The 18,163-nt window shown below is 55.0% G+C and carries 16 protein-coding genes and 2 pseudogenes; 6 read left to right on the forward strand and 12 right to left on the reverse strand.

Annotated features, from left to right (window positions below):
• Positions 1-259: 259 nt before the first annotated feature.
• Positions 260-2,050, forward strand: a complete 1,791-nt coding sequence (locus AC221Y_RS08635; protein ID WP_299754090.1) for a thiamine pyrophosphate-binding protein — start codon at positions 260-262, stop codon at positions 2,048-2,050.
• Here AC221Y_RS08635 and AC221Y_RS08640 read toward each other — a convergent pair.
• The 6 genes from AC221Y_RS08640 to AC221Y_RS08665 form a co-directional block, all read right to left on the reverse strand.
• Entirely contained in the window at positions 2,047-2,592 is a 546-nt protein-coding gene (locus AC221Y_RS08640) for a tripartite tricarboxylate transporter TctB family protein (RefSeq protein WP_299754089.1), read from the reverse strand. The two genes, AC221Y_RS08635 and AC221Y_RS08640, sit on opposite strands and share 4 nt — an antisense overlap.
• Positions 2,589-4,097, reverse strand: coding sequence for a tripartite tricarboxylate transporter permease (locus tag AC221Y_RS08645; protein ID WP_299754088.1), 1,509 nt, complete (start codon positions 4,095-4,097; stop codon positions 2,589-2,591). The genes AC221Y_RS08640 and AC221Y_RS08645 overlap by 4 nt, the downstream gene beginning before the upstream one ends.
• Positions 4,098-4,169: 72 nt before the next feature.
• Entirely contained in the window at positions 4,170-5,207 is a 1,038-nt protein-coding gene (locus AC221Y_RS08650) for a Bug family tripartite tricarboxylate transporter substrate binding protein (RefSeq protein ID WP_486707174.1), read from the reverse strand.
• Positions 5,208-5,500: 293 nt separating this feature from the next.
• The gene (locus AC221Y_RS08655; RefSeq protein WP_486707175.1) at positions 5,501-6,406 is read right to left on the reverse strand and encodes a DMT family transporter; all 906 of its coding nucleotides are present in this window, start codon (positions 6,404-6,406) and stop codon (positions 5,501-5,503) included.
• 28 nt (positions 6,407-6,434) lie between these two features.
• On the reverse strand, positions 6,435-7,667 hold the full coding sequence (locus tag AC221Y_RS08660) for an MFS transporter (protein ID WP_299755581.1): 1,233 nt from the start codon (positions 7,665-7,667) through the stop codon (positions 6,435-6,437).
• Positions 7,668-7,672: 5 nt separating this feature from the next.
• Complete coding sequence (locus AC221Y_RS08665) at positions 7,673-8,407, reverse strand: class II aldolase/adducin family protein (RefSeq protein ID WP_299755583.1); 735 nt, start codon at positions 8,405-8,407, stop codon at positions 7,673-7,675.
• A gap of 155 nt (positions 8,408-8,562) precedes the next feature.
• Here AC221Y_RS08665 and AC221Y_RS08670 point away from each other — a divergent pair, with 155 nt between their 5' ends.
• From AC221Y_RS08670 to AC221Y_RS08685, 4 genes and pseudogenes are all read left to right on the forward strand, one after another.
• Positions 8,563-10,185, forward strand: coding sequence for an FAD-dependent monooxygenase (locus AC221Y_RS08670; RefSeq protein WP_486707176.1), 1,623 nt, complete (start codon positions 8,563-8,565; stop codon positions 10,183-10,185).
• Positions 10,186-10,360: 175 nt separating this feature from the next.
• Positions 10,361-11,377: an amidohydrolase family protein gene (locus AC221Y_RS08675; protein WP_299755587.1), complete on the forward strand. Its 1,017-nt coding sequence runs from the start codon at positions 10,361-10,363 to the stop codon at positions 11,375-11,377.
• A 365-nt stretch (positions 11,378-11,742) separates the two neighbouring features.
• A pseudogene (locus AC221Y_RS08680) lies at positions 11,743-11,886 on the forward strand (IS3 family transposase); the annotation flags it as partial.
• Positions 11,887-11,991: 105 nt separating this feature from the next.
• Complete coding sequence (locus tag AC221Y_RS08685) at positions 11,992-12,651, forward strand: adenylate kinase (protein ID WP_299755589.1); 660 nt, start codon at positions 11,992-11,994, stop codon at positions 12,649-12,651.
• A gap of 17 nt (positions 12,652-12,668) precedes the next feature.
• Here AC221Y_RS08685 and AC221Y_RS08690 read toward each other — a convergent pair whose 3' ends face one another.
• From AC221Y_RS08690 to AC221Y_RS08705, 4 genes and pseudogenes are all read right to left on the reverse strand, one after another.
• Positions 12,669-12,998 (reverse strand): DDE-type integrase/transposase/recombinase, encoded by a 330-nt coding sequence (locus tag AC221Y_RS08690; protein WP_299755592.1) that lies wholly within the window; start codon positions 12,996-12,998, stop codon positions 12,669-12,671.
• 301 nt (positions 12,999-13,299) lie between these two features.
• Positions 13,300-14,046, reverse strand: coding sequence for a creatininase family protein (locus tag AC221Y_RS08695; RefSeq protein WP_299755595.1), 747 nt, complete (start codon positions 14,044-14,046; stop codon positions 13,300-13,302).
• A 23-nt stretch (positions 14,047-14,069) separates the two neighbouring features.
• The gene (locus AC221Y_RS08700) at positions 14,070-14,858 is read right to left on the reverse strand and encodes an SDR family oxidoreductase (RefSeq protein WP_486707177.1); all 789 of its coding nucleotides are present in this window, start codon (positions 14,856-14,858) and stop codon (positions 14,070-14,072) included.
• A 633-nt stretch (positions 14,859-15,491) separates the two neighbouring features.
• A pseudogene (locus tag AC221Y_RS08705) lies at positions 15,492-15,653 on the reverse strand (DUF3489 domain-containing protein); the annotation flags it as partial.
• A 114-nt stretch (positions 15,654-15,767) separates the two neighbouring features.
• On the opposite strand from AC221Y_RS08705, the gene AC221Y_RS08710 reads away from it, so the two are divergent.
• A complete protein-coding gene (locus AC221Y_RS08710; RefSeq protein WP_299756426.1) occupies positions 15,768-16,997 on the forward strand; it encodes an MFS transporter in 1,230 nt (409 codons plus the stop codon).
• A gap of 9 nt (positions 16,998-17,006) precedes the next feature.
• Here AC221Y_RS08710 and AC221Y_RS08715 read toward each other — a convergent pair whose 3' ends face one another.
• Positions 17,007-17,984, reverse strand: a complete 978-nt coding sequence (locus AC221Y_RS08715; protein WP_299756424.1) for an isopenicillin N synthase family dioxygenase — start codon at positions 17,982-17,984, stop codon at positions 17,007-17,009.
• A partial coding sequence (locus AC221Y_RS08720; protein ID WP_486707178.1) for a hypothetical protein occupies positions 17,981-18,163 on the reverse strand: 183 nt, incomplete at its 5' end. The genes AC221Y_RS08715 and AC221Y_RS08720, both read right to left, overlap by 4 nt.

Consider the following 18,163-nt stretch of genomic DNA (forward strand, 5'->3'; position numbering starts at 1 on the left):
CCCGGCGCGCTGTCCGCGCGTCGGCTCGTGCCAGTGAACACTTTCGTCCAGATCATGCGGCATCTTGTGCCTCCCTATCCACGCTATAGTTTTGGGTAAGCATGTCGCAGGCAATCGATGCCGTCAATCAATGTGGAATGGAGTTCCATATAAAAGAACATCTATCTTTCGAGGACTTATTTTGAATTTCGGATTTTGACAGAGTCTTAAACTGGTGCGTACCGTCAGAGGAGTGCTGCTTGTGTCAGGGAGGTCAGACATGGCGAATGGAGGCGGTCTTGGGCCGACAACTAAGTCAGAGCCAGTCGAAGGAAAATTGGACGAAACCGTTGGTTGGGGGTCGGACGTCGCGGCGCAAATGTTGCGACGGCTCGAGATCCCATGGATCGCACTGACCCCCGGCGCCAGCTATCGCGGCTTTCACGACAGTCTCGTTAACCACCTTGGCAATGAACAGCCCGAGATGCTGCTGTGCCTACACGAAGAGCATGCGGTCGCAATCGCGCATGGCTATGCCAAAGTCACGGGGAAGGCGATGGCGGTTGCGCTACATTCGAATGTTGGGTTGATGCATGGTTCTATGGCAATCTTCAACGCGTGGGCCGACCGCGCCCCGATGATGATCCTTGGGGCAACTGGGCCGGTGGATGCATCACAGCGCAGGCCTTGGATCGACTGGTTGCATAGCACGCAGGATCAAGGTGCTTTAATTCGATCCTTTACCAAATGGGACGACCAACCCGGCTCTGCCGTAGCCTTGCCCGAAGCGATGGCGCGTGGTTGGAAAATCACCAACACAAGCCCGATGGCCCCAGTCTATATCAATCTGGACGCCGGATGGCAGGAAGCTCCTGTCGAGCAAACGGTAAATTGGCCGGACCTCGCGAGGCATGCGCCCCTATCAGCGCCGCGACCAGACGCAGGCTTGTTGGCGCAGGCTGCAGAGGTCCTGCAGGGCGCCAAAAGCCCTGTGATCTTGATGGGGCGCGGCAAGCGGACCGACGCGGCGATGCAAGTGCGGGTTGCTTTGGCAGAACGTACTGGCGCTCTGATGGTGTCTGATCTGAAGGTTGGTACGATGGTGCCAACGGATCATCCAAACCATGTGGGTGCTCCGATCAATAAATTATCCTCTGCAGTGGGCGAAGCCTTGCGGCAAGCAGATGCGATTCTCAGCTTAGGCTGGGTCGATCTTGGGGGTATTTTGTTGCAGGCCTTTGGGCAGTCGGGCACGAAAGCCACCGTTATACATGCCGGCGATGAGATGCAGTTGCACCGCGGGTTTGGTCAAGAACACTTTGGATTGCCAGCCGTTGATATCGAATTCAATTGCCCCGGTGATCCTTTGGCCGAAGACTTGCTGGATGCCCTCGGGGCCGTCAAGAAGGCAGCGCCTCAAGCGCCGAAACCATCGGCGCCAACGGCCGCAGAGAGCGACAGCCTGACATTTCGCGATATCGCGACAGCCTTGAAGCATGAAGCTGGGGATACGCCCGTGACCTTCCCGGCGCTGGCGCGCAGTTGGCCACATGACCTGTGGCCGCAACAGAATTCGATGGACTTTCTGGGCAAAGATGGCGGCGGAGGCATTGGCAGCGGACCGGGTCTTGCAGTTGGTGCGGCGCTGGCTTTGAAGGATTCGGGCCGTTTGGTGGTTGCAACACTGGGTGACGGTGACACGCTGATGGGAGTGACAGCGCTTTGGACGGCGGCCAAATATAACTTGCCAGTGCTGTTCGTGATCGGAAACAACCGGTCCTATTTCAACGACGAGCTGCACCAAGAAAGTGTCGCCCAACACCGTGGGCGAAACCCGGCCAATGCCTGGGTCGGACAACGTTTGGATGATCCCGCACCTGATATCGCGCAGATGGCGCGCGCGCAGGGCGTCCAAGCTGACGGGCCGGTCAAAACCCATAAAGCCCTAGAGAAAGCCATGGCCACTGGAGTTGCCGCGCTCCGGGAAGGTAGACCTTACCTGATCGATGTTTGGATCGACCCGCGCCAAGGCCGCGAGACTGCTGCAAAACGAGCCACCAAAGGCAGTTAGAAATCACGGTAGCCCTGGAACCAGCGCAACACGAGCCCGCGATAAAGGTCGATGTTAAAGATCAGCTCGAAGACGCCGAAGATGAAAAGCGTCGTACCAGCTGCAACAGTGAGGGTAACTTTCCAGCTCTCGCCGCCTGCAAATTTCATCAGGATTGCGCAAAACAGGAACATGCCTACATAGTGGCCCAACACTGTTATGATCACTAATAGAGCCAGCAACCACCCAGAAAAGCTGACAACCTTGTTCAGGTTCGCATTACCACCGCGAAGCGCGGTCGAAATTCGTGCGACTGGATCAAATTCAGACCGAGCCCCCCAAAGCCGCAATGCCTGCACGGCAATCAAAATCAACAAAGGCACCATGATCACAAATGGCGTGCGTGAAGACACGATTTTGTAGCTGAACGCTTCTAAGAAAGCGATGACAGCAATAATGCCCACAAAGGCAAGAAAACACACCTCAAGCGCAAAGTAATTGCCTTTACGCTCTTTATGCGTCGCGTCATCGTCCCGATCGTTTTGCGATGTGTGCAGGCTCATTTTGAAATCCTCGGCTTGCGGTCGCGTACAATCGTGTAGATGTTCCAGCCAAGAAATAGAACCGTGATCATTGCGAGCATCATTGGGATCGGTTGAAGCACAAAGAGCGGCCCATCCAGCAAAAGCGCAAGATAGAGGTTCTTTTCGACCGCAAAGCCAAGCACAAATCCGATCAGGAGGGCTGAGCGCGAATAGTTCAACACCTTCATCGCATAGCCAAAGATGCCAAAGACAATCGCAATGCTGATGTCAAAGATCGCCCGATCACCTGCAAACGCGCCTGTCGCAATGACCGCCATCAGGACCGGTACCATGACCGAAGCGCGAATAGACGTGGCACGCGACAGCGGGTTCACAAGAAACATTCCAACCAACGTGCCAATAAAATTCCCGATAATGATTGTGAAAATCATGACGAAAACAATATCGACGTTCTGGTTCAGCATTTGCGGGCCTGTATCAAGACCAAGGATGAACAGACCTGACAACAAGATAGCCATCGACGATGATCCGGGAATACCAAAGGCCAATGTCGACGCCAGTGCTCCGCCCTCCACGGCATCATTCGCTGCTTCCGGGCCGATAACGCCTTTGACGTTGCCTTTCCCGAATGTGTCTTTGTCAGGCGATGATTGTTTTGCATGCCCATAGGCCACAAACGATGCCGGCGCAGAGCCAAGGCCGGGAATAAGACCCATACCGGTTCCGATGGCCGAACAGCGCATGACCAGCCACCAGTTTTTGAAAGCAAGCCCAATACCCTGGAAAATCTGCGCCTGTGTTTCGCGCGCTGAAAGGGCTTTGGGCACATCTCTCGCAAGCGTTCCACCGCGTACCCAAAGGTCGATCATTTCAGCGACGGCGAACAGCCCGAGGATAACAGGAACAAGGTTTAAGCCATCGCCCAGAGCATCAATATTCATTGTAAAGCGGAATGTATTGGTCACGTTATCGACGCCGATCATCGCCAAAAGGAGACCTAGAAGGGCGGCAATCAGGCTCCGAGTCATATCCTCTTTGCCGAGCACGGCAACGAAGGTCAGAGCAAGGAATGCCAGGATAAATACCTCAGGCGGACCAAAGAAAAGCACAACCTCACGCAGTACCGGGATCAAAAGCCCCAGAACAAGCGCACCGAACGTGGCACCAAGAAAACACGCTGCCATCGCGGCACCGACCGCTATACCAGCTTCGCCCTTGTCCCGCATAGGTGGGCCGTCCAGTAAGGTCGCTGCGTTCTGTCCAGTGCCAGGCGTCGAGAAAAGAATGGCCGTCAGGCCGCCGCCCTGGGCCACCGTCGCATGGGCTCCCAAGAGGAAGGCAATGCCGGGTGCGGGCTCCATCGTATAGAGAAATGTCACGGCCATCGCCATTGCGAAATGGCCGGACAGTCCAGGGATCACACCAATGATCAGACCGAAAATAGAACCTACAAAAAGATACGGAAAAACTTCGAGGCTGACGGATTGCGAGAAACCGCTCATCATGCCTTCAATGATCGTCATGTTTGGATGCCCCGCCCCAAAAGTTGTTCCCGCCGGTTATCCGGCGGGAAGCGCTTATTTCGATCGGAGTTTTCAGATTTCGCCGCGAATAGCCGCCACGAAAAGAGCCTCAATATCAGCATCAAGCTCCGTTGCAGCCTTGGCGATACGGGCCATGTCTTCGCCCGACGCGTAAGACAAGTCACGATCATTCTCACTCGCCATTGCAACAAACTCAGGATCGTTCATGGCCTTTGCAAAAGCATCGCGCAAAAAGGCCAGACGATCTTCTGGTACGCCCGGAGGGGCTGCAACAGGGCGACCAACGGCCGACAATGCATCCCAGCTCTCCAGAATCTGGACCCGACGGTCGCCGCCTTCCATCTTCATAGCAATATCATAGATTGAAGGTACATCTGCAAGGATACCCGTTGGGTTCTTAACGCCGTGCAGAATTAGTGTGTGGTCGCCGCTTTTGATGCCCTTGATGGCGGAACCAAGCGAGCCCCACATTGCCTGAACATCTCCGCGCAACATCGCCGTGCGGATATCTCCCGAACGGTCAAAGCCATGGACAACCCTTTGGTCAACCTCAAGCACATCGCCTGTTATCACGGCATCCACATAAGTAGATCCGCCAAGGCCCGTCGCGCCGACGATGTCCGTTTTGCCGTTATTCATTAGATCATCAAATGTCTTGATCCCTGACGCTGCGCCAGCAACCATCACACGCCGGTCAGCGACCATGCGACCAAGAAAATTGTAGTCGCCCACTTTGTAGTTGGCGCCTTCGATTTCGGCGAGTTGGTTTGTCACCATTGCCGATCCGTTGATGATCCCGACGGTGCGACCGTCAGAAGGCGAATTGAAAATCTCAACCGCGCCCTTCATGCCGCCTGAGCCGGGCATGTTTACTATATCAACGCGTGCACCGGTATATTTCTCAAAATACGGGATGAGGATACGGCTGTATTCGTCATATCCGCCACCGGGATCATAAGGCACGATCCATTTTATGACGTTGTCTTTGTAAAATTCGCCCGCGTCTTGCGCCGAAGCTGCGGTTCCGAAGCTTAAAGTCGTTATCGCAATCGTAGCCGCCGCGGCGGACTTAAGGAATGTTCGTCTCATGTTTCCTCCCAGAGTCTATTTTCCAACTTACCAGCGCGACAACTCCTCCGAGTTTTTAGCGCTGCTTCTTATTTGGGCTCCTAAATCGCGCATGCATCGCACGCTCCAACCGTTTGAAGCCGAAATTATTCTAAGAATGAACCGCCATTTCTGATCTTCCAAGCCTTTTTATCGCGCCAAAACGCAGACTTGTTCCCGCACGGTCCGATCCTCCCGGTGAAGATGCTAGGCGCGTCCAGATTTTCAGTCAATGGGACGGCGTTCCGCATGCGGGAACACGCCTAGAGTGTGAATTATGCCGACGCAACAAGAGCGACGCCAATGATTGCGAGGGCCGCAGCCACAAGGATTACCGGTCTCGGTCGCTTCTCGATCCGGAAGACGACCGTGGACAAGAAGATCGAAAAGAAGATTTCGAGTGATGAGATCATCACCACAGTTGAGACTTTCTCATGGGCCAAGGCCGCAAACATCAAGACCTGACCAAGTGAGACCAGGACCGCTGCCGCCATCACATGCCGATCAATATTCTGAAAAAGGTTTCGGAACATTGGCCTATAGTTCTCTGAAAAGGTTGCGAGAACAACAAATCCGAGAAAGCCAGACAGCGCGCTGATGAATGTTCCCAGCGCCGGGGCATCCATGAAATTCAGCCCGGCTTTTCTGCCGATGTAGGATACGGCGTATGCAAGGGCCGCCCCGGTCCCGATCAGATAGGCCATCGGCGCGGCAGTGTCGTTGCCGTCCCGGCTTTTGCGAAAACTGTCTTGGATCAGGAGCGTGAAGGCCAATGCAATCACGATAAGTCCGGCAAGATCAAAGAGCGTCACCGGTTCTGACAGGAAAATCGCTGCAAGCAAGACTGAGAAAAATGGGTTGAGCCGTTTTACTGCGGATGCGCGCGTAGCCCCAAGGCGTCGGATTGAATCAAAAACCAGCGTGCGTCCAAACACCATGGCCGCGATGCCTGCAAATGCGAAGGATCCGATACCCTTAGCGGTGTCTCGCGTGGCCGAGATGTTGATGCGCCCGGCCTCTAGCGCCATGAATAACGCAAAGGAAAATCCGATAGTGACGATCACTGAAAAAAGCACGCCCTTGTCGCCCCGTGACCCCGCGGTTCCTGCAATCACGATGTTTAGCATCGCAAAGCATAGCGCGGATAATGCGGCAAGCGTTTCACCCAAATACCCTGGCACTATCGAGATTCCATTTGGGTGGTACGGGTCATGTGCCGTCCAACCTCCTGATGCGCGCAAGCTCGGGGAATCTTCTGGCCCAAATTCCGGCCACGGCCAAAGTGCCGATACCCCCGATCAAAACTGCCGTGACCGGCCCCATAACTGCGGCAAAAGACCCAGCTCGGAACGCGCCCACCTCGTTGGATGCGCCAATAAAGACCTGATTGACTGCATTGACCCGCCCTCTCAATTCGTCGGGCGTCCATATCTGGATCAGCGTGCTTCGTACCAAGACGCTGACCATATCCGCGCCACCCAGAACGACCAACGCGGCGATAGACAGCCAAACAGTTTCCGACAGCGCAAAGACGGTTGTGAAAGTGCCAAAGATTGCGACAGCGATAAACATTGCTCGGCCCGCATAGTTACTGATTGGATTGGCCATCAAATAAAGACCGACTGAAATCGCGCCAATCGCGGGGGCTGCACGCAAAAGGCCCAGTCCTGTTGGGCCGATGTCCAAGACGTCTCGCGCGAAAACTGGGAGCAAGGCGGTTGCGCCGCCAAGAATTACCGCAAACAAATCAAGCGAAATAGCCCCCAAGATGACCTTCTGGTCCCAGATATAGCGGAACCCCGCGCTCAAGGTTTCCCAATCATTGACCCGCTTGGACAAATCCTGAGTCAGTCTTGGAAGGCTTAGAATCAAGATAGATGCGATAAGGAACAGCACAACCGTCGTGCCGTAAGCGGCATACGGGTGCAGTCCATAAAGCAATCCGCCCGCGACAGGGCCACAGATTGTTGCGATCTGCGCCCCGCTTGACGTGGTTGCAATTGCGTTGGCGAGGTCCTTTTTGGGCACTAGATTGGGGACAATGGATTGGCGTGCGGGATTGTAGAATGCCCGCGCAGTTCCAAACACCGCCATCAGCATGAATATGTAGCCGACCTGCGGGTCGCCGCTAGCCGTTTGGAACAACAGGCCAGCGGCGCCTGCAGCCATTGCCACCAAGCTGATACCAATGATGATGCGGCGCGGAAATCGGTCTGCGACTGTTCCGGTCACAAACACCAACAGCAATGCGGGCGCGAATTGTGACAGGCCAATCAGCCCAAGATCGAACGGATCGCGCGTCAGGTCGTAAACCTGCCAACCGACAGCGACGGTTTGGATTTGAACAGCGAAGCCAATAAAGACGAGCGCGAAAAAATAGTTACGAAAGCCTGCAATCTTGAGAGAAGCAAAACCGGCCCGGGTCCGGGAACCAACGGCCATCGCTGCTAGGGTACAGGTGCGTCGGACCCAAAGCCGGCACGCCGCGCCCAATATTGCCAGGTCCTATCGTAGCCTTCGCCGGGCTTGGCGTCGCCCAAGCGCGATTGGATCAGATCTATTTCGCCTTCGGTAAGATACTTAACCGTTCCAAGCTGCATCGCGGTAGCCTGCAATTGTGCATTTACGTCCAGATAGATCGCCGTATAGACCGCTTCGCGGATCGAACGCCCTACGACCGTTGATCCATGGCCGCGCATCAATGCCGCACGCCCGTCGCCGAGCTTGACGGCGAAGTCGTTACCCATGTCGTTGCTCGAGATTAGCAGATTGGTGTCCCCAAAAACATCACCGGCGTCCCAGATAGGAACTTCATGACCCAAGACGCCACACGAATGCAGCAGCGGACGGATGGGTGTATCCGTAATCCCAAACGGGATCACACCTCGCGAATGGCTGTGAACCACCGATTGAACATCGGGCCGGGCGGCCATCAGGGTACCGTGAATAAAACGTTCAAGAAACGGTTTGCGGTCATCGCAGACGGCCGTCCCGTCGAGGTTGAACTCAACGATATCCTCGATCGTCACCAGCTCCGGTGCGACCGCCCTCGCCAGGAAAAACCGCTCTGGGTTTTCGGGGTGGCGTACGCTGATATGACCGAAGGCATCGCATATACCTTCGTTTGCCAGAATTCGACTTGCGACCACAAGGTCGCTCAAAAGTGCTTTATGGTCAGTCATGCATTTCTCCTCGCCTAGCAAGCTTAGGAGCGGCGTCGGTTTCGTAAAAGCCATTCCAGAACGGTGTTCCACTTAAAGGAACGCGGCGCGAAGTCGTTTTGAACCAAATCTGACACCGTCTATGCTTAAAAATAGTTAGCTAGGAGGAGATTGGTTTGCGCAAAACGCAAGTGCTGATTGTCGGCGCGGGACCCGTTGGGTTGACGCTTGCCATTGATCTTGGCCAGCAGGGCATCCATTGCCTTTTAATCGACAAAAAGCCTGGTCCAGAGTTCCTGCCCAAAATGGAACGGTGCAATGCCCGGACGATGGAAATCTTCAGGCGGATGGGCATTGTCGAGCGTGTGCGCGCTGCGGGTTTGCGTTCTGATGTCTCGATGGATGTCTTCGTTATCCGGTCGATGTGCGAGGCGCCGTGGCTTCGTTTGGAGTATCCTTCGGTCGATGAAGCCCGCGCGGACATCGCGGTGTGCGAGGATACCTCCCAGCCAGCTGAGCCGTACCAGCTGATCTCTCAATACACGCTAGAGCCGCTCTTGTTGGAGATAACCCAAAGCCTTCCGACCGTCGAGATTGCCTACGGTTGTGAATTCGACAGCTTTGCGCAGGATGCAAAAGGTGTGACGGCTAAACTTCGCAGGGCGGGGCAAGTGGAAGACATTCGCGTCGATTACCTCGCGGGATGCGATGGTGGCGCAAGCCCTGTTCGACATGCTCTTGGGATCAAACTTACGGGCGAAGGCAATATCGCACGAATGCGTCAGGCGCTCTTTCGGTGCGATGATTTGTTTGACAGGTTGCCGATAGGTGATGGGCCAGGGCAGGGCCGACATTATCATGTAGCGGACGATGCGAGCTCTTTCCTGATTATGCAGGATTCGACACGACATTGGACCCTTCACGCGGTTGTCGAGAATGATGCTGCAATGGCCGCGCAGTTCGAAAAGGTTGTCGGCCAGCCAATTGACTACGAAATGCTGTATGTTGGTGAATGGAAGCAAAACCTTTTGCTCGCCGACAAGTACGGCACTGGACGTGTATTCCTGGCCGGGGATTCTGCGCATCTCGTGATCCCGACGGGTGGGCTTGGGATGAACACCGGGATTGGTGACGCGATTGATCTTTCATGGAAACTTGCCGCCACGCTGCACGGTTGGGGCGGTCCTGCGCTTTTGGCATCCTACGAAGTCGAGCGCAGACAGGTCGGGGATCGCAATATAGGCGCATCCCGCTATGCATCGAGCGGTCGACGCAAATGGCGGTCGATGTGGACGCCTGAATTGGATCACGCCAGTGCGCATCACTGTGCGGCACGTGCCAAATTCGTCCGTGTAGCCGAGGAAGAACAACGCAAGACGAACGAAATGATCGGTGCAGAGCTTGGGTATCGCTATGTCGGCAGCCCTGTGATCGCCGAAGAACCCGGCGGCCCTGAACATTTGTTCCGCACCTACGACCCGACTGCCTGGACCGGTGTGCGATTCCCGCACGCATGGTTGGCACCTAACACATCGGTATTGGACGGGTTCGAGCGCGCTTACTCTGTGGTGAGTTTCAACGCAGACCCATCGGTCGGACAAGAATTGGTCACGGCATTGCGTGCGGTTGGTGCCCCTGTGCAATACCGATTAATCGACGATGTGCGGCTGCGAAGGCTTTACGGGCGTGACCTGTTTCTGCTTCGTCCCGATCTTCATGTCGCTTGGCGCGGCAGTTCTGGTCCCGATGATCCTGTTGAGCTGGCCGCCCGTGTCACGGGACGCTTCCCACAATGGTAACGGGGTCAGGTATTCGGAAAAAGATCAGTTTGATCATCACGACGATTAGCAGCCCAAGTACCAGCTTGTCGAATGTGTCCGGCGCTACCTTGTGGGCGACTTGGCGCGAACCCTTTGAGAAACCCTTACCGATGAAGAAAAAACCGACGAAGCGCATAACCATATTGGAAACCAAATGAAAAAAATTGACGTGTTCACCCACATCTGGCCAAAGCCCTTCCACGACGCCTTGATCGCGCATTTGGGCCATACAACAGACATTACCCGTCGCTCGGAAGCCGTCCCGATGATGACCGATCTTGATCGGCGCTTCGAAGTCATGGATATGTTCGGGCCGGACTACTGCCAAATCCTGTCCATCGCGTCCCCGCCTTACGAAAAATACGCGGACCCTTCCAAGGCTCTGGAACTTGCGACAATTGCGTCTAACAGTATGGCTGAATTGTGCCAGAAATACCCCAACCGTTTTCCCGGATTCATCGGAACAGCAGTCATGTCTAATCCGGATGCGTTGGTTGCAGATGCGCGCCGAAATATCGAAGATCTCGGTGCGGTCGGCATGCAAATCTACACGAACGTATCGGGCAAGCCATTGGACCGACCAGAGTTCGAGCCATTTTTTGAGTATATGGCCAGCACCGGCAAGCCCGTCTGGATGCACCCGTCGCGTGGCGCAAATTTTACGGATTATCTGGACGAAGACCAGTCAGAATACGAAATCTGGTGGACCTTCGGGTGGCCATACGAGACATCGGCCGCCATGGCACGTCTGGTCTTTTCCGGCATGTTTGACAGGCACCCCGCCTTGAAGATCATCACCCATCATGCAGGTGGAATGGTGCCATTTTTTGAGGGCCGTGTCGGTGCCGGATGGGACCAGATGGGGGCGCGCACGACGGATAAGGACCTCAAGAAGGTCCTTAAGGCGTTGAAGCGTCCCCATCTGGAATACTTCAAAGAATACTACGCTGACACTGCAAGCTTCGGGTCGCAAAAAGCGATTGAACATGCGATCGAATTTTTCGGAGAGAACCGCGTGCTGTTTGCGTCCGATGCGCCGTTCGATCCTGAGGGCGGGCCCATGTATATTCGTGATACGATCGATATTCTGGATCGCTTGGATATTTCGGAAACGTTGCGCTGCAAAATCTACCAGGACAACGCTGTCGAACTTCTGGGGTTGAAGCTTTGAAGACGAAGTGCGGTAGTTACGATGTAATCAGCAACGGCGGCGGTGCCACGGGTGCCGGGACACCCCGAGATGCTGTCAGGGCGTTAAAGCGCGTTCGTCTGATTGGGCGCCGATACGCGGACTTAATCAGTGCCAGCGGATTCACAAACCGCGCCAACAGGCTGGACACACGACCGCACTCCGCAGTGATGGCTATCAGCTCAAATCAAACCTTGCTTAAACGGCGTATCCACACCCGACAGCACCAAATTGTGGGGCCTTATCATTCGATGGAATTGGCAGATTTATCTGATGGCGCTGGAGGTGTTGAACGCCCTGACTCCCAGTCAGGTGATGTTTCTGAAACCGTCCGAATCTGTCTCAATGAATGGTTCAGGCAATACAGCTTTGAAACCATCGAAGAGGCACTGGAACAGGCTGCAGATTGGCTATGGACTTACAACAACGAGCGCTCCAACATAAATATCGGTAGCAGAATACCTGCCCAAAAACAGAAAATATCTGCATAAAGTCTTCGACCAAACCCAACAAAAAATTGGGGGATTACAGATATATTGGTCGATAGCCTGAAGTCCTAATGACCATGTGACACCAAAATAGAAAGAGCTTTAAGAATGACAAATTTGATCCTGCTCGGGCCTCCAGGTGCTGGTAAGGGTACACAGGCCCGCATGTTGATGGAGAGCAAAGGGCTGATTCAGCTTTCTACTGGGGACTTGCTGCGTGAGGCTGTCGCCAAGGGAACACAGGCAGGCAAGGCTGCAAAGCAGGTGATGGCAGCTGGTGATCTGGTCTCAGACGAGATTGTAATTGCGATTGTCAATGATCGCCTGGATCAACCTGATGTTGCGGCCGGCGTGATCTTTGATGGATTTCCCCGCACCGTGATTCAGGCTGAGGCGCTGGATAACCTCCTAAAAGACAAGGAAATGAAGCTTGATTCCGTTGTCTTACTGGAGGTGCCCGATTCGGCAGTAATCGAGCGAATTTCTGGCCGCTATACCTGTGCGGGCTGCGGAGAGGGGTACCACGACCTTCATAAGGTACCGGCTAAACCGGGCGTTTGCGACAATTGCGGAGAGACAAAATTCAAGCGGCGAGTTGATGACGACGCAGCAACCGTCTCAGAGCGGTTGAAAACTTATCATGCCGAGACATCTCCGCTAACCGTCTATTATTCTGACAAAGGTCTGCTTAAACGCATCAATGCGATGGGCGATATTGACATCATTAGCGCTCAACTGAACGAGGTTTTTGACAGAACTTCCAATTAGAATTTGGCGCGTCGATTTCAGACGGGCAACCGAAGTTCGGCCCCCTCGCATGGTTTTGCAAACAAACCACTGCCGGGCAATGGATGCGAAACTTCGGCCCGAGTGTTCAACCCACCACCTGCGATATGAAGCTGAGCCAACCCAAGTTCGCAAAGCGCCGCAGAATAAGACCCCAGCTTGCCGGCGACAAATTTATCTGGAATGCATCCCTGCTTTTTCAGGAGTTTCCGCATAAATTTAGGGGCCGTACACTTGTTGCGACGCGACTGCGCCAGCACCTCAAAAACCTCGCCTTCATCGTCTACGGCCCGCCACAGATACACCAATGCGGACAAAGACTTTATCAAGATGCCAGGCTCCTGACGGCTCAACGCGGTGGGATCGTAGCCTGGTTGCGATCGCCGGGCCGAACTTCAAAATCCATCGGCGGATCGGTTGATAACTTACATCAATGCTACGTTCCGCAAGCATTTCCTCCACGTCACGAGAACTCAGTGGAAAGCGAAAATAGAGCCAGACGGCCCGTTGGATGATTGCGGGCGGAAATCGGTGACGTGTGTAGGATATTTTGCGCATTCAACAACAAATACCCGTCGTTGGACCGATCGTCGATCTAATGTGACAGTGCCTCAGCAGCCTTTTTTGACCCTATAATGATGGGCGAAGTACGTGCCGCATATGTGCAAGAATCAGACTCCGTCCTTTTTCGCCGAGTTCCCGCGTCGCGGCAGAGGCGCTGGCTGTGTACCAGTGATCGCGTGACAGGTTTTCCATTTCGACCGTGTCAGGGCAAAGGGCCAACAGGAGCGATGTCTCGCCTAGTCCGGCATGGTCGAAGGGAAACTCAGCGATGATCTGAGGCGTCATCAAGGGATGACCTTTGATCCAGTTAAATGGGTCGTCGCCGCTGGATTGTTGGTCGTAATACTGATCCATGTCGCCATTGCCCCACCAGCCCTCGCCCCGATTGGCTTCCAGAAAGGCAAAGATTGCCTCGCGCCCGCCGAATTTGAAGGCAAGATCGGTCGGCATTCCCGCTGCGAAATTCTCCGTCTGATGGTGAACGAAGAAATGAATGTTGCGAAAACCGATACGCAGCAAGCCTGTAAACATTTCTTGCGCAAGGGGGTACAAAGTGTTTGCGCCGACATGCAGCGTTCCGGTTCTTTCCGGTCCGGCGACGGCATAGCTGGCAGCTCCGTAATAAAACGGAGGCAACAGGACCATATCCATCTCTGGTTCCAACGCCTCCAGCAACTTGATTACAACCAGCGTGTCCAGTCCAACCGGCAGATGTTCACCGTGGTATTCGAGAACACCTAGGGGCAGAACGACCGGCCAATTGCCATCAATCGCCGTCCTGATCTGGTGGGGAAGCATCAGTTCATAGCGCATGGAAGATCCTTTCAGTGAGAACTTCAGGTGCTGGTCAATGCTCGATCTAAGTCACTGTATCCGCCATCCACGACCAGTGACTGCCCTGTCATATGACCAGCCCAGTCTGACAGAAGAAAAACAACGGACGCGGCGATTTCGGCCGGTTTGGTCATTCGTTTTGAAAGCGGAATGTTCCTGACAATCCCTGCCAATTTTTCGTCCGGACTGTCAAAACCAGAAAGCCATGCCTGATACATGGGCGTCATGGTTTCTCCCGGAACCACCGCATTCACCCGGACACCATCGCGCGCAAGCTCGGCAGCCCATTCCCGCGTCAGCCCTAGTATACCGCCTTTGGCGGCAGCATAAGCCGAAGTTCCCCCTTGTCCGGTAAGTGCGACCTTCGAGGATATGTTGACGATCGATCCACGTTGGCGCTTGATTTCTGGAACACAGAGATGCGCCATTGTGTAGTAGTGAACCAAATTGCGTTCGAGTGAATTGCGGAATTCCATCGGACCGGCATCTAGGCCCACGGCATCATTGATGCCCGCGTTGTTGACCAGCGCATCGATTTTTCCGTGGCGCTCCAACACTTCGCTCACTGCAGCGCGGCACTGATCGTCAATTGTGAGATCGACCGTAATCCAATCGGCGACAGGTGATTGTGCCCGCAGACATTCGAGCGTGTCCGGATGCGGCCCGGTCTTGTCCAGAATGACAGGAATAGCCCTTTGCGCTGCAAGCATCTCAACAATTGCAGCGCCGATCCCTGCAGCGCCACCCGTGACGATAACAATCTTGTCAGATAGCCCAAACTCCACCAGCATTCCCCCCCGCTAGGCAATCGGTCTAGCCCTTTCATAGACGCTCATTACAGACACTCAAAGTGATAGGTGAAGAAAGTACCTTGCCTTGCTCAAAAAGTGTAAGAAATCACGCCTGATATCAATGTGCACAATCTGTCCTGCACAGTCGCAAAGCGCACTTTTCGTCAAATTCTCGTTTGGGCCGCCTGTGCACTGCGCGCCCCGCGACAGCCTGATTTGACCAGGAAGGACCCAAAGCGGCCTCAATAAATGGTTGACCAGGCCGCCCGATGGCCTGGCAATGAGACCTGGCCCAGATGCAGCCAGGACGTGACAATGCACAGTTGACCAGGCCCACGGGCCCGCGCCAGGCCCGCAACCAGGAAGTCCCCGCCGTCTGCGCCGTAATACAACGCCAGGCCGAAACAGGCCGCCGCCCACGCGATCAAGTAACAGCCCCCCAAGTCACTCGTATCTTGCCACGGGCCACCTTGAACACCGACTCATAGGCTACCCGCTCGCCTGGATGCGCCCCGCAGTCCAGGTTTAAACAACCGGCTTGGTTCGCCGTCTCTCGGGCTGCGAAAGTATATCCCCAGGTCTCGCGAGTTAGGGCCGCGCGATCCATGGCTTCGATCTTGGTCGACGACGGCGTCATTGCCGGACCTCCGGCGCGCCGGTGATCCGATAGACGGGTGCTTTACCCGCGGAAGAAGGGTTGGCGCGGTCAAGGGTGTAACCGGCTTTGCGCAACCCGCTCAGCGCAGCTCGAACCGAATGGAGTTGCCATCCCGTCGCCGATCGCAGGGCACTGAGATCCGCACCATTTTATCGACACGCTTCTGCTTGTAGAGACCCAACACTCTCTCATAAGTTTATGGCTATGGCTCAGCGCATTTCTGATGCGCCTCCAGGACCTAAGGCGGAATTATGGACCAAGAACTCTCTCTTTCTGCTTCCTCCAAATTTGGACAGGTTCGATGGCTGATCCTTTTTGGGGTCTGGCTGATCTATTTTTGCTTTGGATTGACCATCGCGTCGATGGCGCCGCTTTTGAGTCCGATAAGTGCAGAACTCGGAATTGGTAACGGTTTGATGGGGGTGATCCTAGGGGCATGGCCGCTGACCTATATTCTGGCGGCTATTCCCTGCGGCATCCTGCTTGACCGTTTGGGCGCGCGGCGCATGTTGCTGCTGGCGGCTCTTGTTATGGCGGCATCCGGGCTGGCGCGCAGCTACGCAGAAACGCCAGTTGAGTTATTAATCGCGGTCGCGCTATTTGGAATCGGCGGTCCGATGATCTCGGTTGGAGCGCCGAAGATTATCGCACGCCTCTTTCAGGGCAAGACCCGTGCTACGGCGATGGGGATATACGTGACCGGTCCTTATCTTGGGGGGATCCTTTCCCTTTCTCTAACCAACAGTGTGGTCATGCCGTTGGTTGGCAATGATTGGCGCGCTGTAATGTTGGTCTATGCCATCCTGGTCGCGCTAAGCGGCTGTGTCTGGTTTGCTATTGCGAGCTTGCGGGTCGCGCGCGCGCACAGCGGCGATGAGGAGGGTGGCAAGAAATTCAACATGTCTGCTTTCCTCGAAATCGTTCGCTTGCCGGAGGTTCAGCTTATTTTGGCAATGAGCATCGGCATCTTTTTCATCAATCATGGTTTGAATAACTGGCTGCCCGAGATATTGCGCAGCCATGGATTCTCGGCGGTAAAAGCCGGGTATTGGGCGGCGATCCCCTCGTCGATCGGGATCATCGGCGCGCTGATAATTCCACGCCTTGCGGTGCCGGAGCGGCGTCTTTGGGTAATGGCCGTGCTTTTCTTGTTCTCAATGACAGCAAGCCTGTTGCTGCAAGTCTCGTCTGGACCGCTTTTGGTTGCTGGGCTTGTCCTTCAAGGGACGGCGCGCGGCACGATGATGACCGTTGCGATTTTGCTGCTGATGGAAACTCCGCGGATTCCGGAGGAACGACTTGGTCTTGCAGGTGGGCTGTTTTTTACTTTTGCCGAGATCGGTGGCGTGATGGGGCCTATTACATTTGGCATTTTGTCAGATTTGTCTGGCGACTTTGTCTTGCCGCTCGCCGTACTGACGGTGGTTTGTCTTGTTCTTTTGACTATTCTGGCCCGCTTGCGGGCTCTCTTGCAGCAATAAGAGGGTTGATCAGCCCTTGTGAGAGGCCTCTATCTTTGCGCGGATATGCTCGCCGGCTGTGATCGGCGGATAGAGTGCACCGTCGCCCACGCAACTGGGCAGGCATTCGATATTGGCGTCATAGTCGGGATGCATGAAATAACCTAAGGACATGCGCCGCGACATGGCGTCATTGAGGTTCTCGGGCGTCACCACCCGGTGCATTGTTGAAACCCATTTGTTGTTGGTCCAACGCTGCATCATGTCACCAAGATTAACCACCAGCGCGCCTTTGGGCGGGCGCACAGGCACCCATGCATCACCGCGCTGGACCTCTAGGCCGCCCTTTGCCTCAGTCATCGCAAGAATTGTCATTGCGCCGTAGTCCGTATGTGCTCCTGTGCGCAATTGGCCTGGCAGTGGCGGCACGGTTAGGGCTGGGTAATGGTGTGCCGACATGATTGAGAAATGCTTCTGGGTCAGCGGAGCGAAATGCCCCTCTGGCATCTGGGCGGCGACGGCAAAGATACGCAACAGATCGCTCGAAAGTCTTTCGAAGGCCCGATAAAGTGCGACCATTCCGGTGTCCAGTCCGGATGGAGTTTTGGGAATCAAGTTTGGCGCGTAAGCCATTGATGCGTCAGGGATATGAGAAAAATCAGCAGCATGGTTGTCGATCGGTCCCAGAAACAAGCTTTCGCGCAAATCTTTAGGCGCGGTTTTGCCCAAAGTCGCGGATAGTCCGCGTGTGGCAACGCCGTGATAGCCGCGTTGCCTTGCAGACCCGGTGGGGTGCCACTTGCTCTTTTCGGCGTCCGGCAGATCGAAGAATGTGAGGCCTTTTTCAAATACCGTGTCGAACAAGATTTGCGGGATGCCGTGGCCCGAAAGAACCACGAAGCCGATGGACTGAGCGGCCTTTGCCACCTCGCGCGCGACGTGAGCTTTGTCTGCGGTATTACCGGACAAGAAGGGGGCGATGTCGATGGCAGGAATGGCGGCGGTCATGGTCTCTCCAATCGGGCAATCACATGGTCATAAGGAATATCGCGCGAGATCAACCCGCCCGAAAGCAGAGCTGCCTTCAGGCGCACAAAAGCCGTGGCGGGCAGATCGATATCTTTGGCCCAAAGGTCCGAGTCTTGGTAGCCTGCGATAGCGTCAATTAACACCGGTTGGGGTACGTC

It is taken from the genome of Boseongicola sp., assembly GCF_057460485.1.